29 protein-coding genes are annotated in these 20,152 nt (G+C 69.0%); 11 read left to right on the top strand and 18 right to left on the bottom strand.

The window, feature by feature from the left end:
* Window positions 1-48 precede the first annotated feature (48 nt).
* Window positions 49-1,794 carry an autotransporter assembly complex protein TamA gene (locus ACETK8_RS15975; protein WP_374036819.1) on the bottom strand — a complete coding sequence of 582 codons (1,746 nt, stop codon included), beginning with the start codon at window positions 1,792-1,794 and terminating at the stop codon, window positions 49-51.
* A gap of 156 nt (window positions 1,795-1,950) precedes the next feature.
* The gene (locus ACETK8_RS15970; RefSeq protein ID WP_374036818.1) at window positions 1,951-2,208 is read right to left on the bottom strand and encodes a hypothetical protein; all 258 of its coding nucleotides are present in this window, start codon (window positions 2,206-2,208) and stop codon (window positions 1,951-1,953) included.
* 156 nt (window positions 2,209-2,364) lie between these two features.
* Here ACETK8_RS15970 and ACETK8_RS15965 point away from each other — a divergent pair, with 156 nt between their 5' ends.
* Window positions 2,365-4,104 (top strand): ATP-binding protein, encoded by a 1,740-nt coding sequence (locus ACETK8_RS15965; RefSeq protein WP_374036817.1) that lies wholly within the window; start codon window positions 2,365-2,367, stop codon window positions 4,102-4,104.
* Window positions 4,105-4,415: 311 nt separating this feature from the next.
* Here ACETK8_RS15965 and ACETK8_RS15960 read toward each other — a convergent pair whose 3' ends face one another.
* From ACETK8_RS15960 to ACETK8_RS15890, 15 genes are all read right to left on the bottom strand, one after another.
* The gene (locus ACETK8_RS15960; protein ID WP_374036816.1) at window positions 4,416-5,480 is read right to left on the bottom strand and encodes a CaiB/BaiF CoA transferase family protein; all 1,065 of its coding nucleotides are present in this window, start codon (window positions 5,478-5,480) and stop codon (window positions 4,416-4,418) included.
* Window positions 5,481-5,550: 70 nt separating this feature from the next.
* Entirely contained in the window at window positions 5,551-6,249 is a 699-nt protein-coding gene (locus ACETK8_RS15955) for an IPTL-CTERM sorting domain-containing protein (protein ID WP_374036815.1), read from the bottom strand.
* Between the two features lie 313 nt (window positions 6,250-6,562).
* Window positions 6,563-6,994, bottom strand: coding sequence for a hypothetical protein (locus tag ACETK8_RS15950; protein ID WP_374036814.1), 432 nt, complete (start codon window positions 6,992-6,994; stop codon window positions 6,563-6,565).
* 9 nt (window positions 6,995-7,003) lie between these two features.
* Window positions 7,004-8,422, bottom strand: coding sequence for a hypothetical protein (locus ACETK8_RS15945; RefSeq protein ID WP_374036813.1), 1,419 nt, complete (start codon window positions 8,420-8,422; stop codon window positions 7,004-7,006).
* A gap of 7 nt (window positions 8,423-8,429) precedes the next feature.
* Window positions 8,430-8,726 carry a hypothetical protein gene (locus ACETK8_RS15940; protein WP_374036812.1) on the bottom strand — a complete coding sequence of 99 codons (297 nt, stop codon included), beginning with the start codon at window positions 8,724-8,726 and terminating at the stop codon, window positions 8,430-8,432.
* Complete coding sequence (locus tag ACETK8_RS15935; RefSeq protein ID WP_374036811.1) at window positions 8,723-8,968, bottom strand: hypothetical protein; 246 nt, start codon at window positions 8,966-8,968, stop codon at window positions 8,723-8,725. The genes ACETK8_RS15940 and ACETK8_RS15935 overlap by 4 nt, the downstream gene beginning before the upstream one ends.
* Before the next feature lie 58 nt (window positions 8,969-9,026).
* Window positions 9,027-9,149 (bottom strand): hypothetical protein, encoded by a 123-nt coding sequence (locus ACETK8_RS15930; RefSeq protein ID WP_374036810.1) that lies wholly within the window; start codon window positions 9,147-9,149, stop codon window positions 9,027-9,029.
* Complete coding sequence (locus ACETK8_RS15925; RefSeq protein WP_374036809.1) at window positions 9,149-9,484, bottom strand: hypothetical protein; 336 nt, start codon at window positions 9,482-9,484, stop codon at window positions 9,149-9,151. Before ACETK8_RS15925 ends, ACETK8_RS15930 begins: the two co-directional genes overlap by 1 nt.
* On the bottom strand, window positions 9,481-9,954 hold the full coding sequence (locus ACETK8_RS15920; protein WP_374036808.1) for a hypothetical protein: 474 nt from the start codon (window positions 9,952-9,954) through the stop codon (window positions 9,481-9,483). The genes ACETK8_RS15925 and ACETK8_RS15920 overlap by 4 nt, the downstream gene beginning before the upstream one ends.
* Window positions 9,951-10,154 (bottom strand): hypothetical protein, encoded by a 204-nt coding sequence (locus tag ACETK8_RS15915; RefSeq protein ID WP_374036807.1) that lies wholly within the window; start codon window positions 10,152-10,154, stop codon window positions 9,951-9,953. The genes ACETK8_RS15920 and ACETK8_RS15915 overlap by 4 nt, the downstream gene beginning before the upstream one ends.
* Entirely contained in the window at window positions 10,151-10,648 is a 498-nt protein-coding gene (locus ACETK8_RS15910) for a TetR/AcrR family transcriptional regulator (RefSeq protein WP_374036806.1), read from the bottom strand. The genes ACETK8_RS15915 and ACETK8_RS15910 overlap by 4 nt, the downstream gene beginning before the upstream one ends.
* Window positions 10,645-11,100, bottom strand: coding sequence for a hypothetical protein (locus tag ACETK8_RS15905; RefSeq protein WP_374036805.1), 456 nt, complete (start codon window positions 11,098-11,100; stop codon window positions 10,645-10,647). The genes ACETK8_RS15910 and ACETK8_RS15905 overlap by 4 nt, the downstream gene beginning before the upstream one ends.
* 99 nt (window positions 11,101-11,199) lie before the next feature.
* A complete protein-coding gene (locus ACETK8_RS15900) occupies window positions 11,200-11,457 on the bottom strand; it encodes a hypothetical protein (RefSeq protein ID WP_374036804.1) in 258 nt (85 codons plus the stop codon).
* Window positions 11,445-11,774, bottom strand: a complete 330-nt coding sequence (locus ACETK8_RS15895) for a DUF6948 domain-containing protein (RefSeq protein WP_374036803.1) — start codon at window positions 11,772-11,774, stop codon at window positions 11,445-11,447. Before ACETK8_RS15895 ends, ACETK8_RS15900 begins: the two co-directional genes overlap by 13 nt.
* A gap of 85 nt (window positions 11,775-11,859) precedes the next feature.
* Window positions 11,860-12,207, bottom strand: a complete 348-nt coding sequence (locus tag ACETK8_RS15890; protein WP_374036802.1) for a hypothetical protein — start codon at window positions 12,205-12,207, stop codon at window positions 11,860-11,862.
* Between the two features lie 115 nt (window positions 12,208-12,322).
* Here ACETK8_RS15890 and ACETK8_RS15885 point away from each other — a divergent pair, with 115 nt between their 5' ends.
* On the top strand, window positions 12,323-12,625 hold the full coding sequence (locus ACETK8_RS15885; RefSeq protein WP_374036801.1) for a hypothetical protein: 303 nt from the start codon (window positions 12,323-12,325) through the stop codon (window positions 12,623-12,625).
* Between the two features lie 9 nt (window positions 12,626-12,634).
* Here the strand turns inward: ACETK8_RS15885 and ACETK8_RS15880 are convergent, their stop codons facing one another.
* Window positions 12,635-13,312 (bottom strand): helix-turn-helix domain-containing protein, encoded by a 678-nt coding sequence (locus ACETK8_RS15880; RefSeq protein WP_374036800.1) that lies wholly within the window; start codon window positions 13,310-13,312, stop codon window positions 12,635-12,637.
* A 135-nt stretch (window positions 13,313-13,447) separates the two neighbouring features.
* Here ACETK8_RS15880 and ACETK8_RS15875 point away from each other — a divergent pair, with 135 nt between their 5' ends.
* From ACETK8_RS15875 to ACETK8_RS15835, 9 genes are all read left to right on the top strand, one after another.
* Window positions 13,448-13,741, top strand: a complete 294-nt coding sequence (locus ACETK8_RS15875) for a hypothetical protein (RefSeq protein WP_374036799.1) — start codon at window positions 13,448-13,450, stop codon at window positions 13,739-13,741.
* Entirely contained in the window at window positions 13,738-14,082 is a 345-nt protein-coding gene (locus ACETK8_RS15870; RefSeq protein ID WP_374036798.1) for a hypothetical protein, read from the top strand. Before ACETK8_RS15875 ends, ACETK8_RS15870 begins: the two co-directional genes overlap by 4 nt.
* Complete coding sequence (locus ACETK8_RS15865) at window positions 14,079-14,438, top strand: hypothetical protein (RefSeq protein ID WP_374036797.1); 360 nt, start codon at window positions 14,079-14,081, stop codon at window positions 14,436-14,438. The genes ACETK8_RS15870 and ACETK8_RS15865 overlap by 4 nt, the downstream gene beginning before the upstream one ends.
* A gap of 8 nt (window positions 14,439-14,446) precedes the next feature.
* A complete protein-coding gene (locus ACETK8_RS15860; RefSeq protein ID WP_374036796.1) occupies window positions 14,447-14,635 on the top strand; it encodes a hypothetical protein in 189 nt (62 codons plus the stop codon).
* Window positions 14,632-15,339 (top strand): hypothetical protein, encoded by a 708-nt coding sequence (locus ACETK8_RS15855; protein WP_374036795.1) that lies wholly within the window; start codon window positions 14,632-14,634, stop codon window positions 15,337-15,339. Before ACETK8_RS15860 ends, ACETK8_RS15855 begins: the two co-directional genes overlap by 4 nt.
* A complete protein-coding gene (locus ACETK8_RS15850; protein WP_374036794.1) occupies window positions 15,336-15,887 on the top strand; it encodes a hypothetical protein in 552 nt (183 codons plus the stop codon). The genes ACETK8_RS15855 and ACETK8_RS15850 overlap by 4 nt, the downstream gene beginning before the upstream one ends.
* Window positions 15,884-17,005, top strand: coding sequence for a DUF7146 domain-containing protein (locus tag ACETK8_RS15845; protein WP_374036793.1), 1,122 nt, complete (start codon window positions 15,884-15,886; stop codon window positions 17,003-17,005). Before ACETK8_RS15850 ends, ACETK8_RS15845 begins: the two co-directional genes overlap by 4 nt.
* The gene (locus ACETK8_RS15840) at window positions 17,002-18,984 is read left to right on the top strand and encodes a hypothetical protein (protein WP_374036792.1); all 1,983 of its coding nucleotides are present in this window, start codon (window positions 17,002-17,004) and stop codon (window positions 18,982-18,984) included. Before ACETK8_RS15845 ends, ACETK8_RS15840 begins: the two co-directional genes overlap by 4 nt.
* A 546-nt stretch (window positions 18,985-19,530) precedes the next feature.
* Window positions 19,531-20,049, top strand: a complete 519-nt coding sequence (locus ACETK8_RS15835) for a hypothetical protein (protein ID WP_374036791.1) — start codon at window positions 19,531-19,533, stop codon at window positions 20,047-20,049.
* Window positions 20,050-20,152: the final 103 nt, after the last annotated feature.

Here is a 20,152-nt window from a genome sequence, read left to right as displayed (position 1 = left end):
TCTTTCGGACCGAGGGGACGCGACGTGACGGCTTGGGGGTCGGATCGGTCAAAACGCCTGACCGATGCTGACGTAGACCTGGAAGTTCGCGTCGCCTTCACGCTTGTCGAGGGGGAAGGCGATGTCGGCGCGGATCGGGCCGAAGGACAGGTTGTAGCGGGCGCCGATGCCCACCGCGTAGCGCAGGTTCGAGAAGTCGGGCGTCTCCGCGAAGCCGATGGCCCCGGCGTCGACGAAGCCGACCACGCCGAAGCCCTTGCCGAGATCGTGCCGGGCCTCGGCGGAAACCTCGAACAGGGAGATGCCGCCGCGCGGCGTGTTGTCGGGCAGCCGCGGCCCGACGCCCTGGTACTGGTACCCGCGCACCGACCCGCCGCCGCCTGAGTAGAATAGGCGATCCGACGGCACGCTGAGCTCTGAGCCGCCGATGATGGAGCCCAGCCGAATCCGGCCGGCCAGGACGGTGCGGGCGTTGTCCTGAATCGGCATATAGGCGGTGCCCTGCGCCTCGGTGCGGAGGAACAGGATGGTGTCCTCGCCGGTCACGGCGGTCGGCTGGACGTTCAGCGTCATCCGCCAGCCGGTCGTCGGGTTCAGCGGATCGTTCGACTGGTCGATATAGGCGCTGCCCCGGCCGGTCAGGATGGCCAGATCGCGGTCGAAGCTGATCGGCGCCTGGGTGATCGGGTCGAACCGGGTCTCGCTGTAGCGACCCGCGTCCAGACCGACGCCGTAGCTGTAGAAGGAGGTCTTGCCGATCCTCTGACGCAGGTCGGCGGCCAGCACGACGGCGGTCCGCACATAGGCGTTGGTGTCCTCGTTCACCACGGCGCTGGACAGGGCCAGGGTTTCGCCCGGCGTCCGCCAGTGGGGCAGGGACAGGGACGCGCCGATGCGGCTGTCGATCGTCGCCAGACGCGCCTCGAACCGGAGGGCGTCAGCCCGGCCGAAGCGGTTGTACCAGGTCCAGATGCCGTTCACGCCGGAGCCGTCGGCGGTGGAGAGGGTGGCGCCCGCCTCCAGAATGCGGCGCGGCCGGTCGGTCAGGGTGACCACGACCGGACGGTTGCCCTCCGGCGTGGTCTGATCCGCCGCGGTCAGGGCCACGGCCACGCCGTCATAGACCCCGGTCTCCAGAAGCCGGCGTTCCAGCTCGGCGACCTGTTCGGGGTCGTAGCGCTGGCCTTCCTGCCAGGGCGCGAGGTCCATGACCCATTCGGGATTGGTGGGACCGCGCGTCTCCACCCGGACGCCGTCCAGCCTGACCAATGGGCCGGCGTTGATGTTGAAGGTCGGGGCGACCGTCATGGCGGCGTGGTCGACGACGACCCGGCGGGGCTGGGTCACGGCGTCGGGATAGCCCTGTCGCGCCAGGCTGGCGACGACCCGGCCTTCGCCCGCGATGACGTCGGCCGCGCGGCCCGGATCGCCGGGCTTGAGCCGCACCTCGGTCTGGGCGGTGCGGACGACTTCGGGCTCCGGCTCGGCCTCGACCCAGTGGATGATCGGCTGGGTCAGGACGAAGCGCGGACCCGGCGTGATCTCGACGATGGCGACCGGGTTCTCCTCGCCCTCGACGATGTCGGCCAGAACCGGCTGGTAGTAGCCCTCCGAGCGCAGGAGCGCCTCGGCCGAGGCCATGGCGGCGCGGGCCCGGCGACGGGCGTCGAAGCCGTTCGTCGGCGGGCCGTCGGTCTCGCCGACGGCGCGGACCAGGGCGGCGCGGAGCTCGGCGTCCAGATCGCCCCGGATCTGGGCGCGGGGATCGGCGACGGCCGTCCCTGCGACGCCCAAGCCGAGCGCCGTCGCGACGAGCGCGGTCGGAAGGCGACGGAAGAAAGTAGGCCTGAACGTCAATATGCAACCCTGATCGGCGACACGGTCCGGATGGACCAGGCTCGCCTGAGGCCCCCCTCAATCAGCGAATCGGGACCGCCTTGCGGCGGCCCATCAATAGAACAGGGTTTCGCTTTCGGGCTGAACCGTCTCTTCCGAAGAGCGGTTTTCCGGCGGCAGGGTGGTGGTCGGCGGGACGTCGGTCGGGGCGGTGGTGTCCGCCGCAGGAACGCCGGCGTCGGCGGCGGCCGGAGCCTCGGGCGCCTCCAGAGGCGGCGGGGCCATCTCGGCCTGGCGGGGCGCCGGCTCTTCGCAGCCCGCGACGGCCAGGCCGGTTGCGGCCAAAGCCGCCAGCAACATCAAACGCTTCATTTCAGATCTCCCCCGGAGTTCGGCGTCGGAACGCACCTGGAACCGCCCTGTTCCATAGCTTGTCGCGGTTTGCGGGTCACGTTGGATCAACGGCGTTCCGGCAACCAATCGTTCGTCTATTGCCGCGACAATCCGTCCAACGGGAGGGTACGGAAAATGACGGCGAACGGCTATGCCATGATCGCCCAGGTGCGGTTCCGCGAGTTGAAGACCCGCATCGCGCTGGCGGCGTTCATCGCCGGGACCGCCTGGTTCCTGACGCACACGGTCTGGCCGGCGGTCTGGTTCGGCGCGGTGGTGGCGACCCAGGGGCTGGACTGGATCGTGTTCCGCCCCTTGCGCAAACGCCCCGAGGTCGAGCCGTCGCTCGCCTACAAGATCGCCCTTTGCGCCACCGCCTCGATCAACGTCATCGTCTATTCCGGCATCGCCGCCTACCTGTGGGCCGAGGGTGGAGAGGCCGGGCGACTTTTCGCCGTCATCCAGGTCGCAGGCGGTCTGCTTCACGTCAGCCTGCACATGCACCATGTGCGCCCGCTGCTGTTCGCCGCCGTGATCCCGCACAGCCTGTATTTCCTCGGCATGCCGATCGCCTGGGCCATCATCGAAGGCAAGCCCCAGGACATGCTGATCGCCCTGGGCGGGGTGCTCTACATGATGCACCTGGTCGTCGCGGTGCGGCAGAGTTCGATGACGACCAAGGCCCTGCAGGACGCCAATACCGAGGCCCGGTCGGAACGCCAGAAGGCCGAGGTCGCCAGCGCCGCCAAGTCCGACTTCCTAGCCGTCATCAGCCACGAGATCCGCACCCCCATGAACGCCGTCATCTCGGCGGCGAACCTGTTGCGCCGGACGCGGCTGGATCGGGAGCAGCGGGAGCATGTGTCCATGCTGCTGGACGCCGGCGACGTTCTGGTGGGGTTGCTGAACGACGTGCTGGATCTGTCGAAGATCGAGGCGGGCAAGATGCAGCTGGAATCCTCGGTCATGGACCTGAGGGAGAAGCTGGGCTCGCTCGGCCGGCTGTGGGAACCCAAGGCGGCGGCCAACGGCGTCCGCCTGAAGATCGAGATCGACCCCGGGGTTCCGGACTGTGTCCGCACCGACCCGCTGCGCCTGCAGCAGATGCTGTTCAACCTGCTGTCCAACGCGGTGAAGTTCACCGATGACGGGTCGATCACCGTCTCGGTCGACTGGCGGGACGCGGACAGTCGCCTGGTCATCGCCGTGGCCGATACCGGCGTCGGCATTCCGGCGGATCGTCTGGCCCGCATCTTCGACAGTTTCGAACAGGTCGACGCGGGCACGACCCGCAAGTATGGCGGCACGGGTCTGGGGCTGGCGATCAGCCGGAAGCTGGCCGAGATCATGGGCGGGCGCCTGACCGCCGAGAGCGTCGAGGGCGAAGGCTCGACCTTCGTGCTGAGCCTGCCGATGGAGGCCGTGTCCAAGCCCGCCGCCGAGACGCGTCGCAAGCCGGTCGAACAGGCGGGCCTGTATGGCAAGGTCATCCTGGCCGCCGACGACCACGCGGTGAACCGCCGGATCCTGAGCCTGTTGCTGGAGCCGCACGGCTGCACCCTCGTCCTGGTCGAGAACGGGGAGGAGGCGGTCGAGGCGGCCAGGACCCAGCGGTTCGACGCCATCCTGATGGACATGCAGATGCCGGTCATGGACGGGCTGGAGGCCTCGGCGCGGATCCGGGCGGGCGGGATGAACCGTCGGACGCCGCTGATCGCCCTGACCGCCAATGCGATGGACGTTCACCGGGCGGCCTGGGATGCGACCGGGGTCCACGCCTTCCTGACCAAGCCGATCGACCCGGCGCTGCTGGCCGCGACCCTGGTGGAGGCCTGCGCCGAATCCACCGACGAGGACGACGCCCAGGTGGCCTAGGTTCGACCCGGCCGCCGTCGCCGAGTTGGCACTGTTTCCGAATTTGGAGTGCCAACGTGCCAACGTGCCACCCGGCCTTTGCACTGTCTGGCGATTTCGGAGTGCAGACAGTGCAGTCGAAAGTCAGTGAAATCAGAGGCTTGAAATCTCGCGCCGGAAAACAGTGCAGGTTATCGGAAATCCCGGTCGTCGCCGCGCGCGGAGAGGTATGCCGGACGTGTCAAAGACCGGACTTCATGTGGGAACGGCCCGGAGCGCGCGCAAGGCGTCCAAAGGAATAAATTCTAGACCGGGTGGGTCGGCTGAATGGGCTAGCGCCAGCGGGCGACGGCCTCGTCGAGCGACAGCGATCCGGCGGGTTCGATCGGCGCGACCTGGCCGTCGAAGCGCGGCGCGGGCGTAGGCTGGAGGGGCGAACCGGCGAGCGTTCCGCGCTCCCGGTTGTGCGGATGGTCGGCGGCCTCGGCGAAGGTGAGCACCGGGGTGACGCAGGCCTCGGTTCCCGCGAAATGGGCGGCCCAGTCGTCGCGGGTGCGGGTCGCGAACAGGGCGGCGAACTTCGTCTCCAACGCGGGCCACTGGCTGACCGGCATCTGGGGCGCCTCGGCGGGATCGAGATCGAGGCCGGCGAGGAGGGCGGCGTAGAAGCGCGGTTCGAGCGCGCCGACCGCGACGAACCTCCCGTCCGAACAGGCGTAGCAGCGGTAGAAGGGCGCGGCGCCGTCCAGCAGGTTGGAGCCGCGCTCGCCCCAGTGGCCGCTCGCGGTCATGGAGAAGAAGAGGGCCGACAGGAGCGCCGTGCCGTCGGTCATGGCGGCGTCGACGACACGACCCTTGCCGGTGGTGCGGGCCTCGATCACCCCGGCGAGGACGCCCGCGACCAGCAGCATCGCCCCGCCGCCGTAGTCGCCGACGAGGTTCAGGGGCGGGACGGGCGGACGACCGGCCTCGCCCATCGCATGGAGCGCGCCGGTCAGGCCGATGTAGTTGATGTCGTGGCCGACCGTCTGGGACAGGGGGCCCGTCTGGCCCCAGCCGGTGACGCGACCGAAGACCAGTTTCGGATTGCGGGCGGCGCAGTCTTCGGGGCCCAGCCCCAGCCGTTCCAGGACGCCGGGGCGGAAGCCCTCGATCACGGCGTCTGCGGTCGCGATCAGGTCCAGCACGCGGTCGCGGTCGGCGGGCGACTTCAGATCGACGACGACGGCGTTGCGGGCCCGGTGCAGGACGTCGTTGCCGACCTCGCCGAAGGCGCCCGCCTCGGCGCGGCTGAGGCGCAGCACGTCCGCCCCCAGATCGGCCAGGACCATGCCGGCGAAGGTCACGGGACCCAGGCCGTCGAACTCGATGATGCGGACGCCGGAAAGAGGTTTCATGCGAACTTGCTAGCGGTCGTCGCGAGCCGGGTCGAGTTCACGTCGGGGAAGCCGCACCTTCATTCTCCGATCAGGCGCACGCCTCGGGCCGGCGCCGACTGACGATCAGGACGGCGCTTCCGGCAAGGAGCAGCGCAAGCAGGATCATGGCCCATTCGGTCATCGTCGGCACCGCGACCGGCACGCCGAGGGTCACGATGGTCGGTGTCATGGCGATGGCGGTCGAGGATCCGCTGTCCGTCGCCGCGATCGAGCAGTTGCCGGGACTCGAGCCCGCCGCGGTCGGCGCCCGGGTGGAGCATTCAGCATTCGTGACGCCCTGCGATTGGTTCGGAGCAAGGGCCACGATGCTCAGCCGCGAATTGGGATCGGTCGGGTCGCCGACGGCATAGGGAGGGCCGGGCGTCCTTTCCAGAACGACAAGGAAGTTGATCGGAAGGCCCGCGGCGTCCGTCCCGAACAGAACCGCTTGCATGGAACCCAAGGCGCCGGGGCCCGTCGTGGTCCTGACGCCGTCACTGAACGTGAAGGCAGTCACATCGGCGCTGCGGTCGGCAGTCGGAAGATTGGGGGCGAGCGGCGCCGCGAAGGTCAGGGTGGCCGTTGCCCGATGCGCGCCGGTGTAGGTCCCACACTCGCCGACCGTACAGGTCGTGGAGTTCGTGATGGCCGTGAATGGACCGCCACGGAATGTGTAAGAGGTGGTCTGGGCCGCCGCCGATCCGGCGAGAAGGGCCAGGCCGAAAGCGATCAAGGCGGCGATTTTCATCAGAACTCTCAACAGACACGGGTCGCGAACAGCGATCCGGGACTTTCTGGAAGCCCCCGCCGACGGCCGTCAACAGAAAGAATCCGTACGATTTTTGGCTGGCGTGCGGTGTTGACGCGGGCGCGGGATCTCGACCCGATCGCGTCAGCGCATCCCGGTCAGGAAAACGATGGTACGTCCTCTCGGGCTCGAACCGAGGACCCTCTGATTAAAAGGACGATCCCGTAAGTCGGCTAGTCCAGTGGTGGCGGGCTTTAAGGGCGATCCGGTCCGGTTTGGAAAGGGCGGTCGTGGGCGAGGTCGGGCGTCTAAGTCACCTGACCTCGGGCGCGTCCAGAATGTCGGCGAGGTGAGGCATCATCTTGGCCCAGCTTTCGCGGCGCTCCAGCTCGATCAGGATGGAGCCCTGAGGCTGGCCTTCGTGCGCGCGGATGAACCGGTCCATATGCGCGTGCCAGCGGCTCAGGCGGTCGTCGATCTTGACCGGTTCGGGCGGCGTCTCGTCGTCGATGTCGCGAGGCGCGAGAGCGGGCGGGCGTCCGATCCTGACCATGGGCTTACGATATGGATCCTCCATCACGTCGACAGTGAAGCCCGGCCGGTTGAACAGCGGTCGGAGGGCGGCCTCCAGTGTTTCAGGGGTCAGCTTATCCTCGCTCAGGTCGTCGATGTCTCGCGCCGTGAGCATGTACCATTCGTGAGACATGGCGTTGAGCATATGGGCGAGGTCGGAAAGGCTGCGCATCGTTCTCTCCTAACCCGAAACCAGCGCCTTGACCCAGCCTGACGCCTCGAGATGCGCCGACATCTTGCGGGCGCCGGAGCGGCCGACGGCGGCGTTGCCGGTGCCGTAGTGTTTGGCCCAGAGGCGCAGGACGTGGGCCTCGTCCTTGTGCAGGCTGCGCTTGCAGACCTCGGACGCCTCCAGCCCGGCCGAGCGGGCCAGGGTGATGAAGGTGTCGCGGGTGTCCATGAAGTCGAAGGCCCCGTTGAAGTCCGAGCCCTCGTCTCCGTCGCCCGTGAGGAGCGAGGGCGCCGTGGCGGCGGCGTGGTCGCGGACCTGACGCCAGGCCTTGTTGAAGGCGTTGTTGGTCCAGACGCCCGAGCGGTTGCGGGGGCTGTCCTCCCGGACGATCAGGCGGGTGGGGCTGACGGCGCGGCCCGCGTGGCGGGCGAAGATGCGGTCGACGGCGGCCGAGCCGATGGCCAGCAGCGGGATTTCGGAGGAGGCGACGCCGGTCTTGGCGCGGCTGACCCTGGCGACGTGCCAGGCCTGTGCGCCCGTTCCGTCCGGCAGCTTCACCAGGCGGCGCTTGTCCAGCGCCAGGATGTCCTTCAGCGACCAGCCGAGATCCAGCGCCAGCAGGACGCTGTCGCCGATCGAGGGGAGGCCCAGGGCGTCGGCCGAGGCGACCAGGGCGGCCATCTCCTCCGGCGTGCCGACACGGATGCGGCCGGCGGGCGGGGTGCGGTCGATCAGGGCGACGGGGTTGATGGCGAAGGCGGCCATGCGCTTCTTCGTCTTCAGCCAGCCGAAGAAGACCGAGGCGACCTGGGTGACGCCGTGGGCCATGTTGTGCCCCCGGTTGGCCAGGAGCCACTGGTAGGCGTCCTCGACCGCGAAGTCGTCGTCCGCCTCCTCCTCCGGGGCGGCGAGAGTTTCGATGGGCAGGGCGCGCAGCTGGGCCAAGGCCTTCTCGTCCTCGCCCTCGACCAGGGCCTGCTGGAAGACGTGGATCTTGGACCTGTAGTCGGCGACCGTGGTGGCGGCGAGACCGCCCTGGCCGCGCGGCAGGGTGAACTTGGGCGTCCTCAGCCATTCGTCGATCAGGGCGCCGATGGCGCGGCGGTCCAGCTTCTGCTGCGGCGTCAGGGCCGTGCCGTCGTGGGCGCCGGGCGGGGCGAAGGCGGCCATGTCGGCGGGGACCGGCGTTCCCTTGAGCGTCCAGGCGGCGACCGCGGCGTTGATGGCCTCGGCCCGTGCGATGGCGTCGCCCTTCGACAGCCAGACCGCGCCCGAGCGGGGCGAGCGGACGACGAAGTCGCAGGGCTTCCAGCCCTGGGCGCGGCGCGTCGGGGACGGGAGCCAGCGCGGCCGACCGTCCCGCCAGTCGAAGCCGACGGGCAGGACGCCGTGCGGGCGCTGGCGGCGCTTGGCGGGCTTTCTGGCCATGGGACCCTCAGGGTTCGTAGGTGGCGAGGTCGCGGATGACGTCGCCGGTACTGTCGCGCACGGCGACGAAGGCGGTCAACGCCGGGTCGCCGGGGGCGGCGGCCGCGAGGGCGGCGACGGCGGGGCCGGCGGCCGCCGCGATGGCGGCCAGATCGGCCAAATGGGTGGCGTCCAGCGCCGATCGTTCGACCTTGGCGACGGACTGGATGACCTGATCCTGAGGCAGGCCCAGGGCCTTGAACCGCTGGAACAGGCGGCGGCGCAGGGACCGGCGCGCCTCGGCGACATAGGCGGCGTCGGTCATTGGTCGGGGCCTAGGGTCATGCTTGCAGCCCAGCTGAAGACGGCCAGCCGTGCGGCGAAGCGGGTCAGCCCCTCGATAGAGGTCTGACACTCGCCCCAGTCGCCGCCATCCATGAAGGCGTCGGCTGTTCCGTCTGGTTCGTAGTGCACGACCAGGTCGATGCCGTTGAAGATGTAGGTCTCCTCCGGACATCCGCACTCGCCGATTTCACAGCCCTCGAAGATTTCCGGCTTGGCGATCACAGCAGGCGCTCCCGGCGGGTCGCCCACAGGATCAGGCTGTGGAACAGGAGGGCCAGCATCACAGCAGCCCCTTAGCGCGGGCACAGGCGGCGAAGATGACGCCGAGCGCGGCGAGGAGGACGGCGAGACCCTGACCGCGCTCGCTGAGAAACACGGGCCGAGCCCGGCGACGACGAAACATCACAGTCTCCCCTTGATGGCGCGGAGCGAGGCGCGGCCTTCGCGGCCGGCGGCGGACGGGACGGCGCGGAGTTCCGGCACGGGCGCCGGGGCGTGGACGCGCTGGGTGCGGCGGACCAGCCAGCGTTCGACCGCCTCGGCCAGATAGCGGACCGGCTCGCCCGGTTCGTTGATCTCGGCCGGGAAGTCGCGGTCGCGGGTCCATGTCTCGCGGACCTTGCGGAACCGCTCATAGCTGAGGCCGACGCGGGCGGCGGTCTGGCGGCCGGTGTAGTGGCCGGAATGGGCGACCGGCTGGAACGACAGCGGGGCGTGGTGGAGGGCGGCCAGGGTCATGTCGATGCTCCCTTGAGGGCGCGAACGGCGGCCCCGGCACGCTTCAGAATGTTGTCCCAAAGACTGTCGCGCACCCACTCGTAGCCTGTGCGATCCTGCATCTCGGCCGCGACGGCGCACTGTTCGATAACTTCGTCAGCGCCCTTCGAGACATAGCTGACCAGACTGGCCTCGTAGGGAAGCCACCCCACGACTTCCCCCGCGCCCTGGGTGAAGTGGTCGTGTGACCAGCACCAGCCCGCAAACTCCCATCGGTCCTCACCAGTGTTGCAGAGGTTGTTATGGCCGATGGTCCAGTCTTCCAGCTCGTCCTCCAGCGCATGACGTGCGTTCGGGCCTTCGTAGTTCACCAGAAGACGAAGGAGCCGCCCGTCCTTGGGAGCGAACTCCATCGAGAAGGGAGCTCGAGCGACCCAGCCGTTTTGGTACGGCTTCAGCGCTTCGACGATCTCTTGAGGTATTGCGGTCAAAACAGCAGCTCCCCCAGCTGGAGGCGGCGGGCCAGGTTGTCGGCGATGATCTCGCCGACCGCCTTGCCGGCGGCCTTGCAGGCCTCGGCCGTGGTGATGCGGTCGAAGGCGCCGGCGATCTGCACCGGCTTCTCCTCCCCGCCCTGACGCACCGCGAGGGAGACGTTCAGGACAGTGACGTGGGGCGAGGCGGGCGTCATTTCGCGTTCCCCTCGGCCTTGTCCGCCGCAAGGCGGGCGAGGCGCAGGGCCTCGCCCGGGCTTGCCGCACGGCCGTACCAGGCCAGAGGGCTGGCCGGGGTGGTCGGGTCGAAGTCCGGATGCTGGACCTGGGCGACGTGGTCACGGCCATCGAACTTCAGCAGCCAGCGGTAGTCAGGCCGCGAGACCTGAAGTCGGGCGATCTCCTCGGCCAGGTGCATCGTGGGCGGAGGGCAACCCATGACCTCGGTCCACATCTGATCCTTGCCGTCCGGGAAGGAGGCGAAGACGGCGCCGGTGGACATGCCCGTGTGGCGGGCGACGTCGCGCATGGTGGTGGCGTCGTATCCCAGCGTGTCGAACAGGGCGCGGGCGGCGTCCTTCACCTTCTGAAGGGTGCGCGCCTTAGCCTGTTTGCGACGGCCGGGCGGCTTCACGGCGTAGGTGGCGAGGAACTCCGCGCTCGAACGGAAGGGTTGGACCACGTCGCTCATCCCATCCATCCGATCAGCTCGCGCGTGACCCGGCCGTCGGCGTCAGGGCCGGCCTTGGCGCTGTTGGCGACGTGCCACGCGTACATGGCGGCGTAGTCTCGGAAACCGTCGGCGGCGGCCAGGGCGTCGCTCCAGCGCGCGGCCTCGGGCGCGCCCTGTTCGGCCTGCGCCAGCAGCATGGCCACGCCCTGGGCGGGGACGTTGTCGAGCGCCGTCGTCACGTCCAGCACACGGACCACGCCCGTGGGGCCGAGGACGACCGTGGCCCGCAGGGTGCAGGGCGGGGTCATCAGCACCCGGCGCTTCTTGGTGCGGCCATAGGTGGTCAGCTGCAGGGTGTCGCCGACGCGGGCGTGGCGGGAGCGGCCGGCGCGGGGCTCGCGCATGGTCAGGGGCTTTTCGCCCTTGGACACAGGGCCGCCGAAAGCGGGCTGGAAGTTGTAGGCGACCATGGCGGTTCGCGCTCCATCGTTAGAAATGTGGGAAGAAAAAGCGCCCGCCGCGCGGGGCGGTAAGGCTACGCCGAGCCCCGCGCGGCGGGCGCGCTTCAGTCAGAAGCCGCCATAGCCATAGCCATCGCCATCGCCATAGCCATAGCCATAGCCATCGCCATAGCCATCGCCATCGCCATAGCCATAGCCATCGCCATAGCCATCGCCATCGCCATAGCCATAGCCATAGCCATCGCCATCGCCATAGCCATAGCCATCGCCATCGCCATAGCCATAGCCATAGCCATCGCCATAGCCATCGCCATCGCTGCGAGCCGAGCCGTATCCCTGACCGTCGAGTGTGGTCAGGCGGTCCACGTTTCGGCCTCGCACGGGATCAGCGCGATCAGCGCGCGGCGCGAGACGAGGACGTCGGCGGCGGCGTCGAGCCGGGTGTTCGGGCGCGGCCCCTTTTGGGCCAGCTCGTTCAGGCCTTCGGAGGTGCCCCAGCGGCGCACCGCGCGGGCGTTCTTGAGCCGGGCGAAGTCGTCGTCGAACATGACGTCTTCGGCCGCCCAGACGTGGCCGCGATCGGCGACCGCCAAATGGCGGCCCATGCCGGAGCTGACGGGAATGACGGCGTCGGCGGCCGGGGCTTCCGGTGCGGCTTCGGGCGTCAAGGTGGTGTCGTTCATGGATTGCTCTCTCGGTTTTGGATGAAGCCGACGGAGGAACAGCGCCCGTGCGGTCGGCGGCGCAGGGGCGAAAGGACGACAGGGCCTAGTTCAGGCTCCTGAGGAGTTGGGTGACCGCCGTCTCGGCCTGGTCCACGGCGTGGTCGAGCGAGGCGGCGAGTTCGATCGCGCCCGCGAAGGGCGGATCGGCGCGAAGGCAGGCGGCCGCCAGGCGCACGGCGCCCAGCGGGAAGGGCAGGGGGCCGTCGCCGACGTCGATCATGACGGTGGCGGCGACCATGCCCCCGGTCTCGTGGGCCAGCGGACGCACCACCACGCGGCGGGTGTCCGAGGCCTCGATGGCCAGCAACAGACAGGCGACGCCCACGGCCTCCGCATCGTCGTGGCGATGGACCAGATGGCTCGCGGCCTCTGCGATGGCGGGGGTGGTCATGGGTGGTCTCCCGTGGTTGCGAGGACCGTTGTTGGTTTATTTGTTGGTGATGTCAACACCAACAGTGTTGCCCAATGTTGGTGGCGCGCTTCAGTGCAGCTGGCAGACTGCAGAAATGTCAGTACTGGACGTGTTCGCCATTCGAATGGCCGGTTCTATCGCCGACCCGATGATGCTGGTGCTGCTGGCGCTGCCCGGACTGCTAGCAAAGACATGGCGAATGCGCGTGATCGCTGCAGCCGTCTGGACCCTCTTCGCGACGCTGATCCGCCTGGACAGCGGTGTGCTGGAGCTGGACGCGAGCGCCGCCACTTTTGCGGCCGCTATGCTCTATCAGTTGGCGCTCTGGTTCATCTGGGAACTGGTGACTGGCGGCCTGAGCGAAAAGCGAACCAAGGGACCGACGCCTCTGGCCTGAGGCTGCGGACTATTCGCCCCTGACGCCGATCGCGTACACGCCCTTCACGTCGGCAAGGTCCAGCCGGATCTGACGTTCCTCGGGCCACAGCTCCGTCAGCAGCAGCTCGTTGTCGGTGTAGCCGTCGAAGCGCTTCACCAGCTTGGAGCCGTCCTTCATCTCGACAACGCAGCCGTGGCCGCGCCGGGCGGGCTGGTTCGGGTTGTAGGACACCCAGCCGCCGGCTTCCGCATAGGGATACATCGACATGCCGGACAGCTTGAGCACCAGGGTGCCGGGCGCGAAGAAGCGGGCCAAGTCGATGACCTCGGCGGTTGCCTCCTGATAGAGATCGGGCGCCAGGGGGCCGCCATGGGCGACGCCCGCGACCGGGATCTGGAAGGCATCGGCGTATGAGCGCTCCTCCATACCGGACTGACGGGAGGGCGCGGCCGGCGCATCCTCGGGGATACGAGCCAGCTCCAGGTCGAACTCCTCGCGGTCGCTGTTCAGGGCGGCCAGAAGATCCCGGATTTTGGGGTCGGAGAGGTGGCGCTTGCCTGCCTCGTAGTTCTGCCAGGCCTGGATGGTGACCTTGTAGGCCTGCGCGGCCGTCTCCTGGGTGAAGCCCAGTCGGCGACGCACGGCCTTGAGGGCCAGCCCCTTGCGCCGCCGGTCGGCGGCCTCGTTGTCCCTAGCAACAGTCATGGACTGTTGGGGCCACGATTTGGATTTCACCGCCAGCAACGACATTTCAACAGCGCAGTTAGCACGACCTGTTGCATTTACCAACAAATCACCAACAAAGAGTGAGTCGGTATCAAATCGCTGGGATCGCCCTAAGTGACCGACGTCGCCCATATGCCCGCCCGCGCGGCGGCCCCGCCGCCGCCGCAACCCCGTCCGGCCTTCTATGGCTGGCTGAAGCTTGTGCGCCAGACCGACACTTGGGCGGCCGAGCAGCTGGGCTGTTCGGCGGAATACGTCCGGCTGATCTGCCTGCCGTTCTGTGACGCCAAGCGGCGCGACCCGAGCGGAAAGCTGGTGCGCCGGGTCGTGCGGCTGACCGCCGGGGCCTGTGGCCCGGAGACCTGGCATCCGCCGGTCGCGGAAATCCTGAAGGGAGAGGCGGCGTGAGCGGCGATCTCGGGGCGGGCGACCGCGTCATCTGTATCAACGCGGGTCCGACAAACGCGCCGGGCTTCCCTGAGCACGGCACACCCGTCCCTCTTGTCCAGGGTCAGGTTTACACCGTCCGTTGCGTACTCGAGTTGCAGTGCGGTCCAGACGAATGGCTGCCGTGCCTGTTTCTTGTCGAACGGGAGACGATGGTGTTCAGCCGCTGGGGCGAGGAAGAGGGTTACGACCCTGCCCGGTTCCGGCGCTTCGATGATCGCGACATCGATGTGTGGCTCAAAGTCGATGTTGGCGACACGCACCACCTCGACGTTCGCTCGCCCGTGCTGGTGCCGGCATGACCGCCTCTCCCATGACCCCCACCGAGCGCGTCCTGTGGCGCGCGGTCGCCCAGGCGGCGCACGACGCGGCGAGGGCGCCCGAGAGCGCGACGAAGGCCAAGGCGCTGAAGAAGGCGCTGGCCGGGTCGCCGTCGTGGCGGTTGCCGGACCTGAGGCCGCTGCCCTCGGCCGCCTTCCGCGCCTTCCTGATGCTGGCGCGCGGCTATTCGACCGAGCCGGACGCGGTGCTGCGGTTCGCGATGGCGTCGCGGCTGGCGGCCCTGGCCGATGCGGCGGGCGACATCCTGGACGGCCTGCGCGGGAGCGAGGGCGAACCGCCGCGCCACGGGTGGCAGGATCGGGCGGACCTGAAATGAGCCGGGCCATGATGTCCGTGCCCCGCGCCTGGGTCGAACTGATCGTGCAGGCGGGGATCGACCTGCTGGACGCGGCCGACGCGGGGACCGAGGACCTGGAGCCGGAAGATGGGGAACCGGACGGCGAGGACGAGATCGTCAGCGAGGATGACGGCCTGGTGCGCCACTGGACCGACCGCGTCGGGAGGCAGGGGTGAGCATGGTCGCCCTGACCTCTCTGTCCGCGCCGCCGGTGACGCCGCGCGTCGGCTCGCCCAGCCGGTCGGCGATCCTGACCGCCCTGGCGGCGGCGGCCGTGCGGCACGGCAATGTGAAGGCGGTGCTGGTGCTGGCGCAGACGGCGCGGCCGCGCAGCCTGATGACCTGCGCCGGCGAGGTGCGCTGGCTGGCCTTCGCCGGGCTGGAGACCGTCTATCCGGACGCGGCGCGCGAGGCGCTGATGGCCTGTTTCGGGCTGAAGCCGTCGCGGGACCGCCGCCAGAGAGCGTGGCAGGGCCGCCGCGCGTGGCAGGCCGACGACCTGGCCGCCGTGGCGCGGGCCGTGTCGGAGAACGAGGCGGCGCAGCTGACCGCGCGCTGGATCTGGCCGCACGCCTGCGCCCTGGCCGCCGGGCGGACGGGGGCCGACCCGGCCGTGGTGGCCACGGTGACCGGGTCGCGGGCGACGCCGCCGCGCATCGTGGCGCGCGCGCGCAAACTGGCCGTCTATCTGACCGTGACCGAGGGGGACGTGAACCTGTCGGCCATGGCGGCGGCGACGGGTTTGGACAAGTCGACGGTGCGGTTCCACGTCGAGGGGCTGGCCGACGCGCGGGACGACGACGCCGCCCTGGACGAAGAGCTGGAGACGCTGAGCGCGGAGCTGCGCGCGCGGCTGGATCAGGAGTTGAGCCAGTGGTGAGCAAGCTTCAGCGCGTGACCCAGTTGAAGATGCCCGTGGTGCAGGGCGAATACTATCTCGTGCCGACTGTTCGCTATGAGTACTGCGGCAAGGTGCGGGACTGGCCGGTGTTTCTGCCGCGCCACGCCGACGCCGAGTTCTTCAACTTCTTCGACCAACACTACCACGTTGATCCGAGGTTCCTGACGAAGCGGGATTTCGACGGCGTCTCATCGCCGAGACGAGATGGCTTTGCGCAGTGTCAGGCCAGCCCGCTCGTTCGCAACACCTGGGCCAGCGGCGAGAGTCAGATCGTCCCGCATCCGCCCGTAATCTGGAAACGTCGTCGCTGCGCAAGGTCAGTGATCCCGTACCGCTATGGATCGACGAAGGAGGTCCAGGCGCTGTGCGCGGCTCATGCCGGCCAGCAGTGTGTGGACAGCGCCGGCGGCTGGATTTGCCCGCATCAGCATTTCGCCATGGGTTCGGTCAGCGTTGACGATGATGGCATCCAGACCTGCCCGCTGCACGGCCTGAAGATCGACGCGGCGACCGGGGTGGTGCTGTGAACGCTCCCCGACCCCTCCCTTACAGCTGGGACCGCGTGAAGGAAGAGCTTCAGTCGCGCATCCGCAATCTGGTCGAGGACCTGGGCATCCAGTGGAAGCCCGACACCCAGGGTCTGCTGCACCCGCTGAACCCGAACCGGAAGGACAACAGGCCGGGCAGCCTGGTGATCTGGACTGATCCGGGCCGCATCGGGGCGTGGAAGGACTACGCCTCGAACGACCAGGGCGACATCTTCGGGATGATCCAGTTCTGGGCGCGGCCCCGCCCCGCCGGGAAGATGGACGTCTACTGGTGGGCGCTGGAGTGGCTGGGCTGGGACCGGGGAACGGTGCGGACCCTGGCCGAGGACGTTGAGGCGCGCGAGCGGCGCGAGCGGGAGGCGCGGGCCGAGGCCAGCCGTCAGGACGCCCTGGCCGCCGCCAAGGCGCGGGCGCTGAAGGGGCTTTGGCTGGGTCTGCCGCCGATCGCGGGGACGCCGGCCGAGTTCTATCTGCGCGAGGTGCGGCGCCTGCCGCTGGAGCGGTTGAAGCACCAGCCAGGCGCGCTCCGCTGGGCCGACCACGTCGAATGGACCGATCCGGAGACGGGCGAGGTGTTCGAGTGGCGGAACGTCATGTGTTCGGCGATGACCAAGGGGCCGGAGCTGGTCGCCCTGCATCGCACCTGGCTGAAGCCGGACGGCAGCGGCCCGGACCCGGTGAGGAAGGCGAACGGCCGGCACAAGACGATGATCGGGGCGGCGGCCGGGGCGGCGATCCGCCTGAGTTCCGGCCCCTCGAACCTGTCGCCGGGCGCGGCGGCGAAACGGGGCGTGACAGGGCCCTTGGCCATCGGCGAGGGGATCGAGACCAGCGAGGCCGTGGCCATCGCGCGGTCGGACTATCGCGTCTGGGCGGCGGGGTCGCTGAGCCTGATGGGCCTGCTGGAGTGGCCGGAGTGCGCGTCGGCCGTGGTTCTGCTGCGCGACAACGACTGGGACAAGCCCGAGGCGGTCAAGGCGTTCGAGCGCGTCGAGGCGCACTGGCGGGCGATGGCGAAGGGGCGACCGGTGCAGGTCGTCGCGCCGCCGCCAGGGGTGGACGATTTCAATAGCTGGGCGATGGGGGCGGCGGCGTGAGTATTGACGATCCTATCGAGCAGATCGGCGCGGCCCTGCCTTCGTTCGAGGAGGAGGACGAGGCCGCCCTGACCCAGGTGTTGCGCGAGATGTCGCTGGCCGACCCCATGCGCGGCGACGCCATGGAGATCGAACGGCCGCTGGGCGGGACCGAGGAGGTCCTGCCGGGGCAATGGCGTCAGGGCTTCAGCCGCTATCAGACGGGCCTGCCGCTGAACTGTCCGGTGACGCCGCTGGGCAAGCTGGCGACCCTGTCGGGGACGACGTATTTCTTCCTCGACACCCTGGGCGAGGTGGCGGTGCTGGGCGAGAACGCGGGCAAGGGCAATATCGCCAGCCTGTTCAGCGGCCGGCCGAAATATCTGGAATGGGCGTGGCCGCGCCTGACGGCGCCCAAGCGCAAGGGCGATCCGTGGACGGTGAAGGGGTGGGAGGCGGACGAGGCGCGCAACGACCTGTTCGCGGCCTGCGCCTATATGGGCACGTTCGAGCTGGAGGACCGGGTGCGCGGCCGCGGGGCCTGGCGCGGGGACGACGGCGGCCTGATTTATCACGCCGGGGACGCGGTCTGGATCGACGGGAAGTGGAAGCCGCCGGGCGCCAACGGACGCTACATCTATCCGGGGCGGCCGAAGATCGGGCGGCCGGCGCGGGGCAGCGTGCCCCAGGGCGAGGGATCGCCCGGCGACATCCTGTTGCAAGGGTTGCAGTCGTGGGAGTGGGAGCGGCCGCAGCTGGACCCGCGCCTGGCGCTGGGCTGGATCATGTCGGCCATGGTCGGCGGGGCGCTGGAACAGCGGCCGGTGGCCTATGTCACGGGGACGGAAGGGGCGGGCAAGTCCACCCTGCAGAAGCTGTTCCGCCTGCTGATGAACGGGGCGCTGCTGGCCACGTCGAACACGACGCAGGCGGGCATCTATCAGAAGGTCAAACAGGACAGCGTCGCGGTCCTGGTCGACGAGATGGAGGCCAAGGAGGACACGCGGACGACGGACAAGATCCTGGAGCTGGCGCGGGTCGCCTACAGCGGCGACAAGATGCAGCGCGGCGGCAAGGACGGGGTGGGGCAGGAGTTCAGCGTGAACAGCAGCTTCCTGATGTCCTCGATCGCCATGCCGCCGGTGGACGCCCAGGACGCCAGCCGCATGGCGGTGCTGATGCTGCGCGAGCGGGTCAAGCCCGTCGTGGTGGACGGCAAGAAGCCGGTCGATGTGATGACGGCCCTGGGGCTGAAGGACGCGAAGACGGTGTCACAGATCGGGTCGCAGTTGTTGCGGCGCCTGGTCGTCTGGTTCGAGATCGAGGGGAACCGGCCGCGCTGGGACAAGCTGATCGACGCCTTCCGGGCCGCGCTGATCGACAGCGGGCATTCGGACCGGGCCGCCGACACCTTCGGCACGCTGGCCGCCGGGCATCACGCGGCCATCCGGGACACCATGCCGGACGAGGCCGAGCTGGCCGAATGGGTGGCGTTACTGGCGCCCCAGACCCTGACCGAGACGAGCGGGAAGGAGAAGACCTGGCGACGGTGCTTCATGCACCTGCTGGAGGCGCAGCCGGACACGCTCAGGACCCTGTCGAAGAAGTCGGTGGGCGCGGCCCTGCTGGAGTGGCGGGACAGCGAGATGAAACAGCTGGACAGCGTCTTCAACCCGTCCGACACCCTGAGGCTGTTCGGCATGGCCATCAGCTTCGGTAAGGACGCCCACGGCGCCCCGAACCCCGAGACGTGGAAATACGCCCGCCTCTTCATTCCCGCCAAGCATCCGGGGCTCAACGACCTGTTCGTGGGGACGCCCTGGGCGGGCCGGAAGGGCGCGCCCGGACCCTGGCTGGGGGTGTTGCGGCAGATGCCGAGGCACCTGTGGGAGCCCGGCAAGTGCGACAAGGGGCTGGATCGCAAGGCCTCGGGGGTCTTCATCTCGCTGGCCGAGGCGCTGGCGCATGACGACGAGGTGGTGATGGCGATGGCGGCCTAGACCTGAGCCGCGCCAGCGGCGAGGCATGATCCGAGAAAGGCCCGTCTGCGCTTGCAGGCGGGCCTTTCCGCATCGCCGACCAGGCGATGCACCGCATCTCTTCAGCGAGGCCTGGCCGAGCGCCCACGCAGCGCCCGCTTGGGCGCGGTGCGCGTGGGCTCCGCATGAGTGTCGAAGCCGCCCAGACCCTCACCCTGGGCGCTCTAAGTAGGGTTCGGTCCATCCCCGACCCTGCCCCGGTTAGCGAGAACAGGCGCTGCGCCTCGGGTCAGGGGACCAGGGGCGAGACGGTTCTGTGGTTCTGATCACGGTTCTGTGCTTTCGCCAGCGACTTCAAACACATCGACGCCGGGAGAACCGTAGAACCGTAGAACCGGGTGCGGCGGCTCCATGCGCGAGAGAAATGGGCCGATCTCGCACATAGGCGAGGATGTATAGGGTTCTGCGGTTCTAAGGGTTCTGACCTTGCGAGAGGCCAATAATGGCGGGAATATTCATAGAACCCGGCGAAGAACCCGCCAGAACCCAATAAAATAGGGTGCAAATATGAATACCCCTGCGCTGCCGGGGCTCGCTCCGGCGGTGAAGCGGGGGCCGGGCCGGCCGAAAGGATCCGGGAACAAGCGATCGGGCGACCTGCAGCGGTACGTCGAGGCGGTCTATGGCGGGATGACGCCTGGGCAGCAGTCGGCGCAGATCGGCCTGGTCACGGCGAAGGAGCTGCGCGACGCGGGCGGGGACCTGATGATGGCCATGGCCGTGAAGGCCCGGGGGCTGGCGGCCATGCTGGGCTGCGAGGGCAAGGAGGCGTGGCTGCTGATGCAGCGGGAGCGGGCCGATCTGCTGCCGTACATCCACCAGAAGCGGGGCCAGAAGGAGGAGGCCGCGCCTGGGGACGTGCCGACGCACACCTATGTCGCAATCCCCATGGAGGCCGGGACGGCGGCGGGCGACGGCCAGGGGGCAGGGGAGTGGGACACGCCGCCCGATCTGCTGGAATATCAATCGGTTAGCGATGACGACGCCAAGCAAGTCACCGAACCCAAGTCACCTGACGACGCCTAAGCCACTGATCTTGCTGGCCTAGTGTCCCCTGCAACCTCTGACCGCAAATCAGAGGCCCGACCCCCTCCCGCCGGACCCCCCGCCCCCCTCGCGACCCCCCGAC

The sequence above is a fragment of the Brevundimonas staleyi genome (genome assembly GCF_041893865.1).
In the GTDB taxonomy this organism is placed as follows: domain Bacteria; phylum Pseudomonadota; class Alphaproteobacteria; order Caulobacterales; family Caulobacteraceae; genus Brevundimonas; species Brevundimonas staleyi.
The sequence above is the reverse complement of the archived record's forward strand: the minus strand, read 5'-3'. Positions and strand labels throughout refer to the sequence as shown.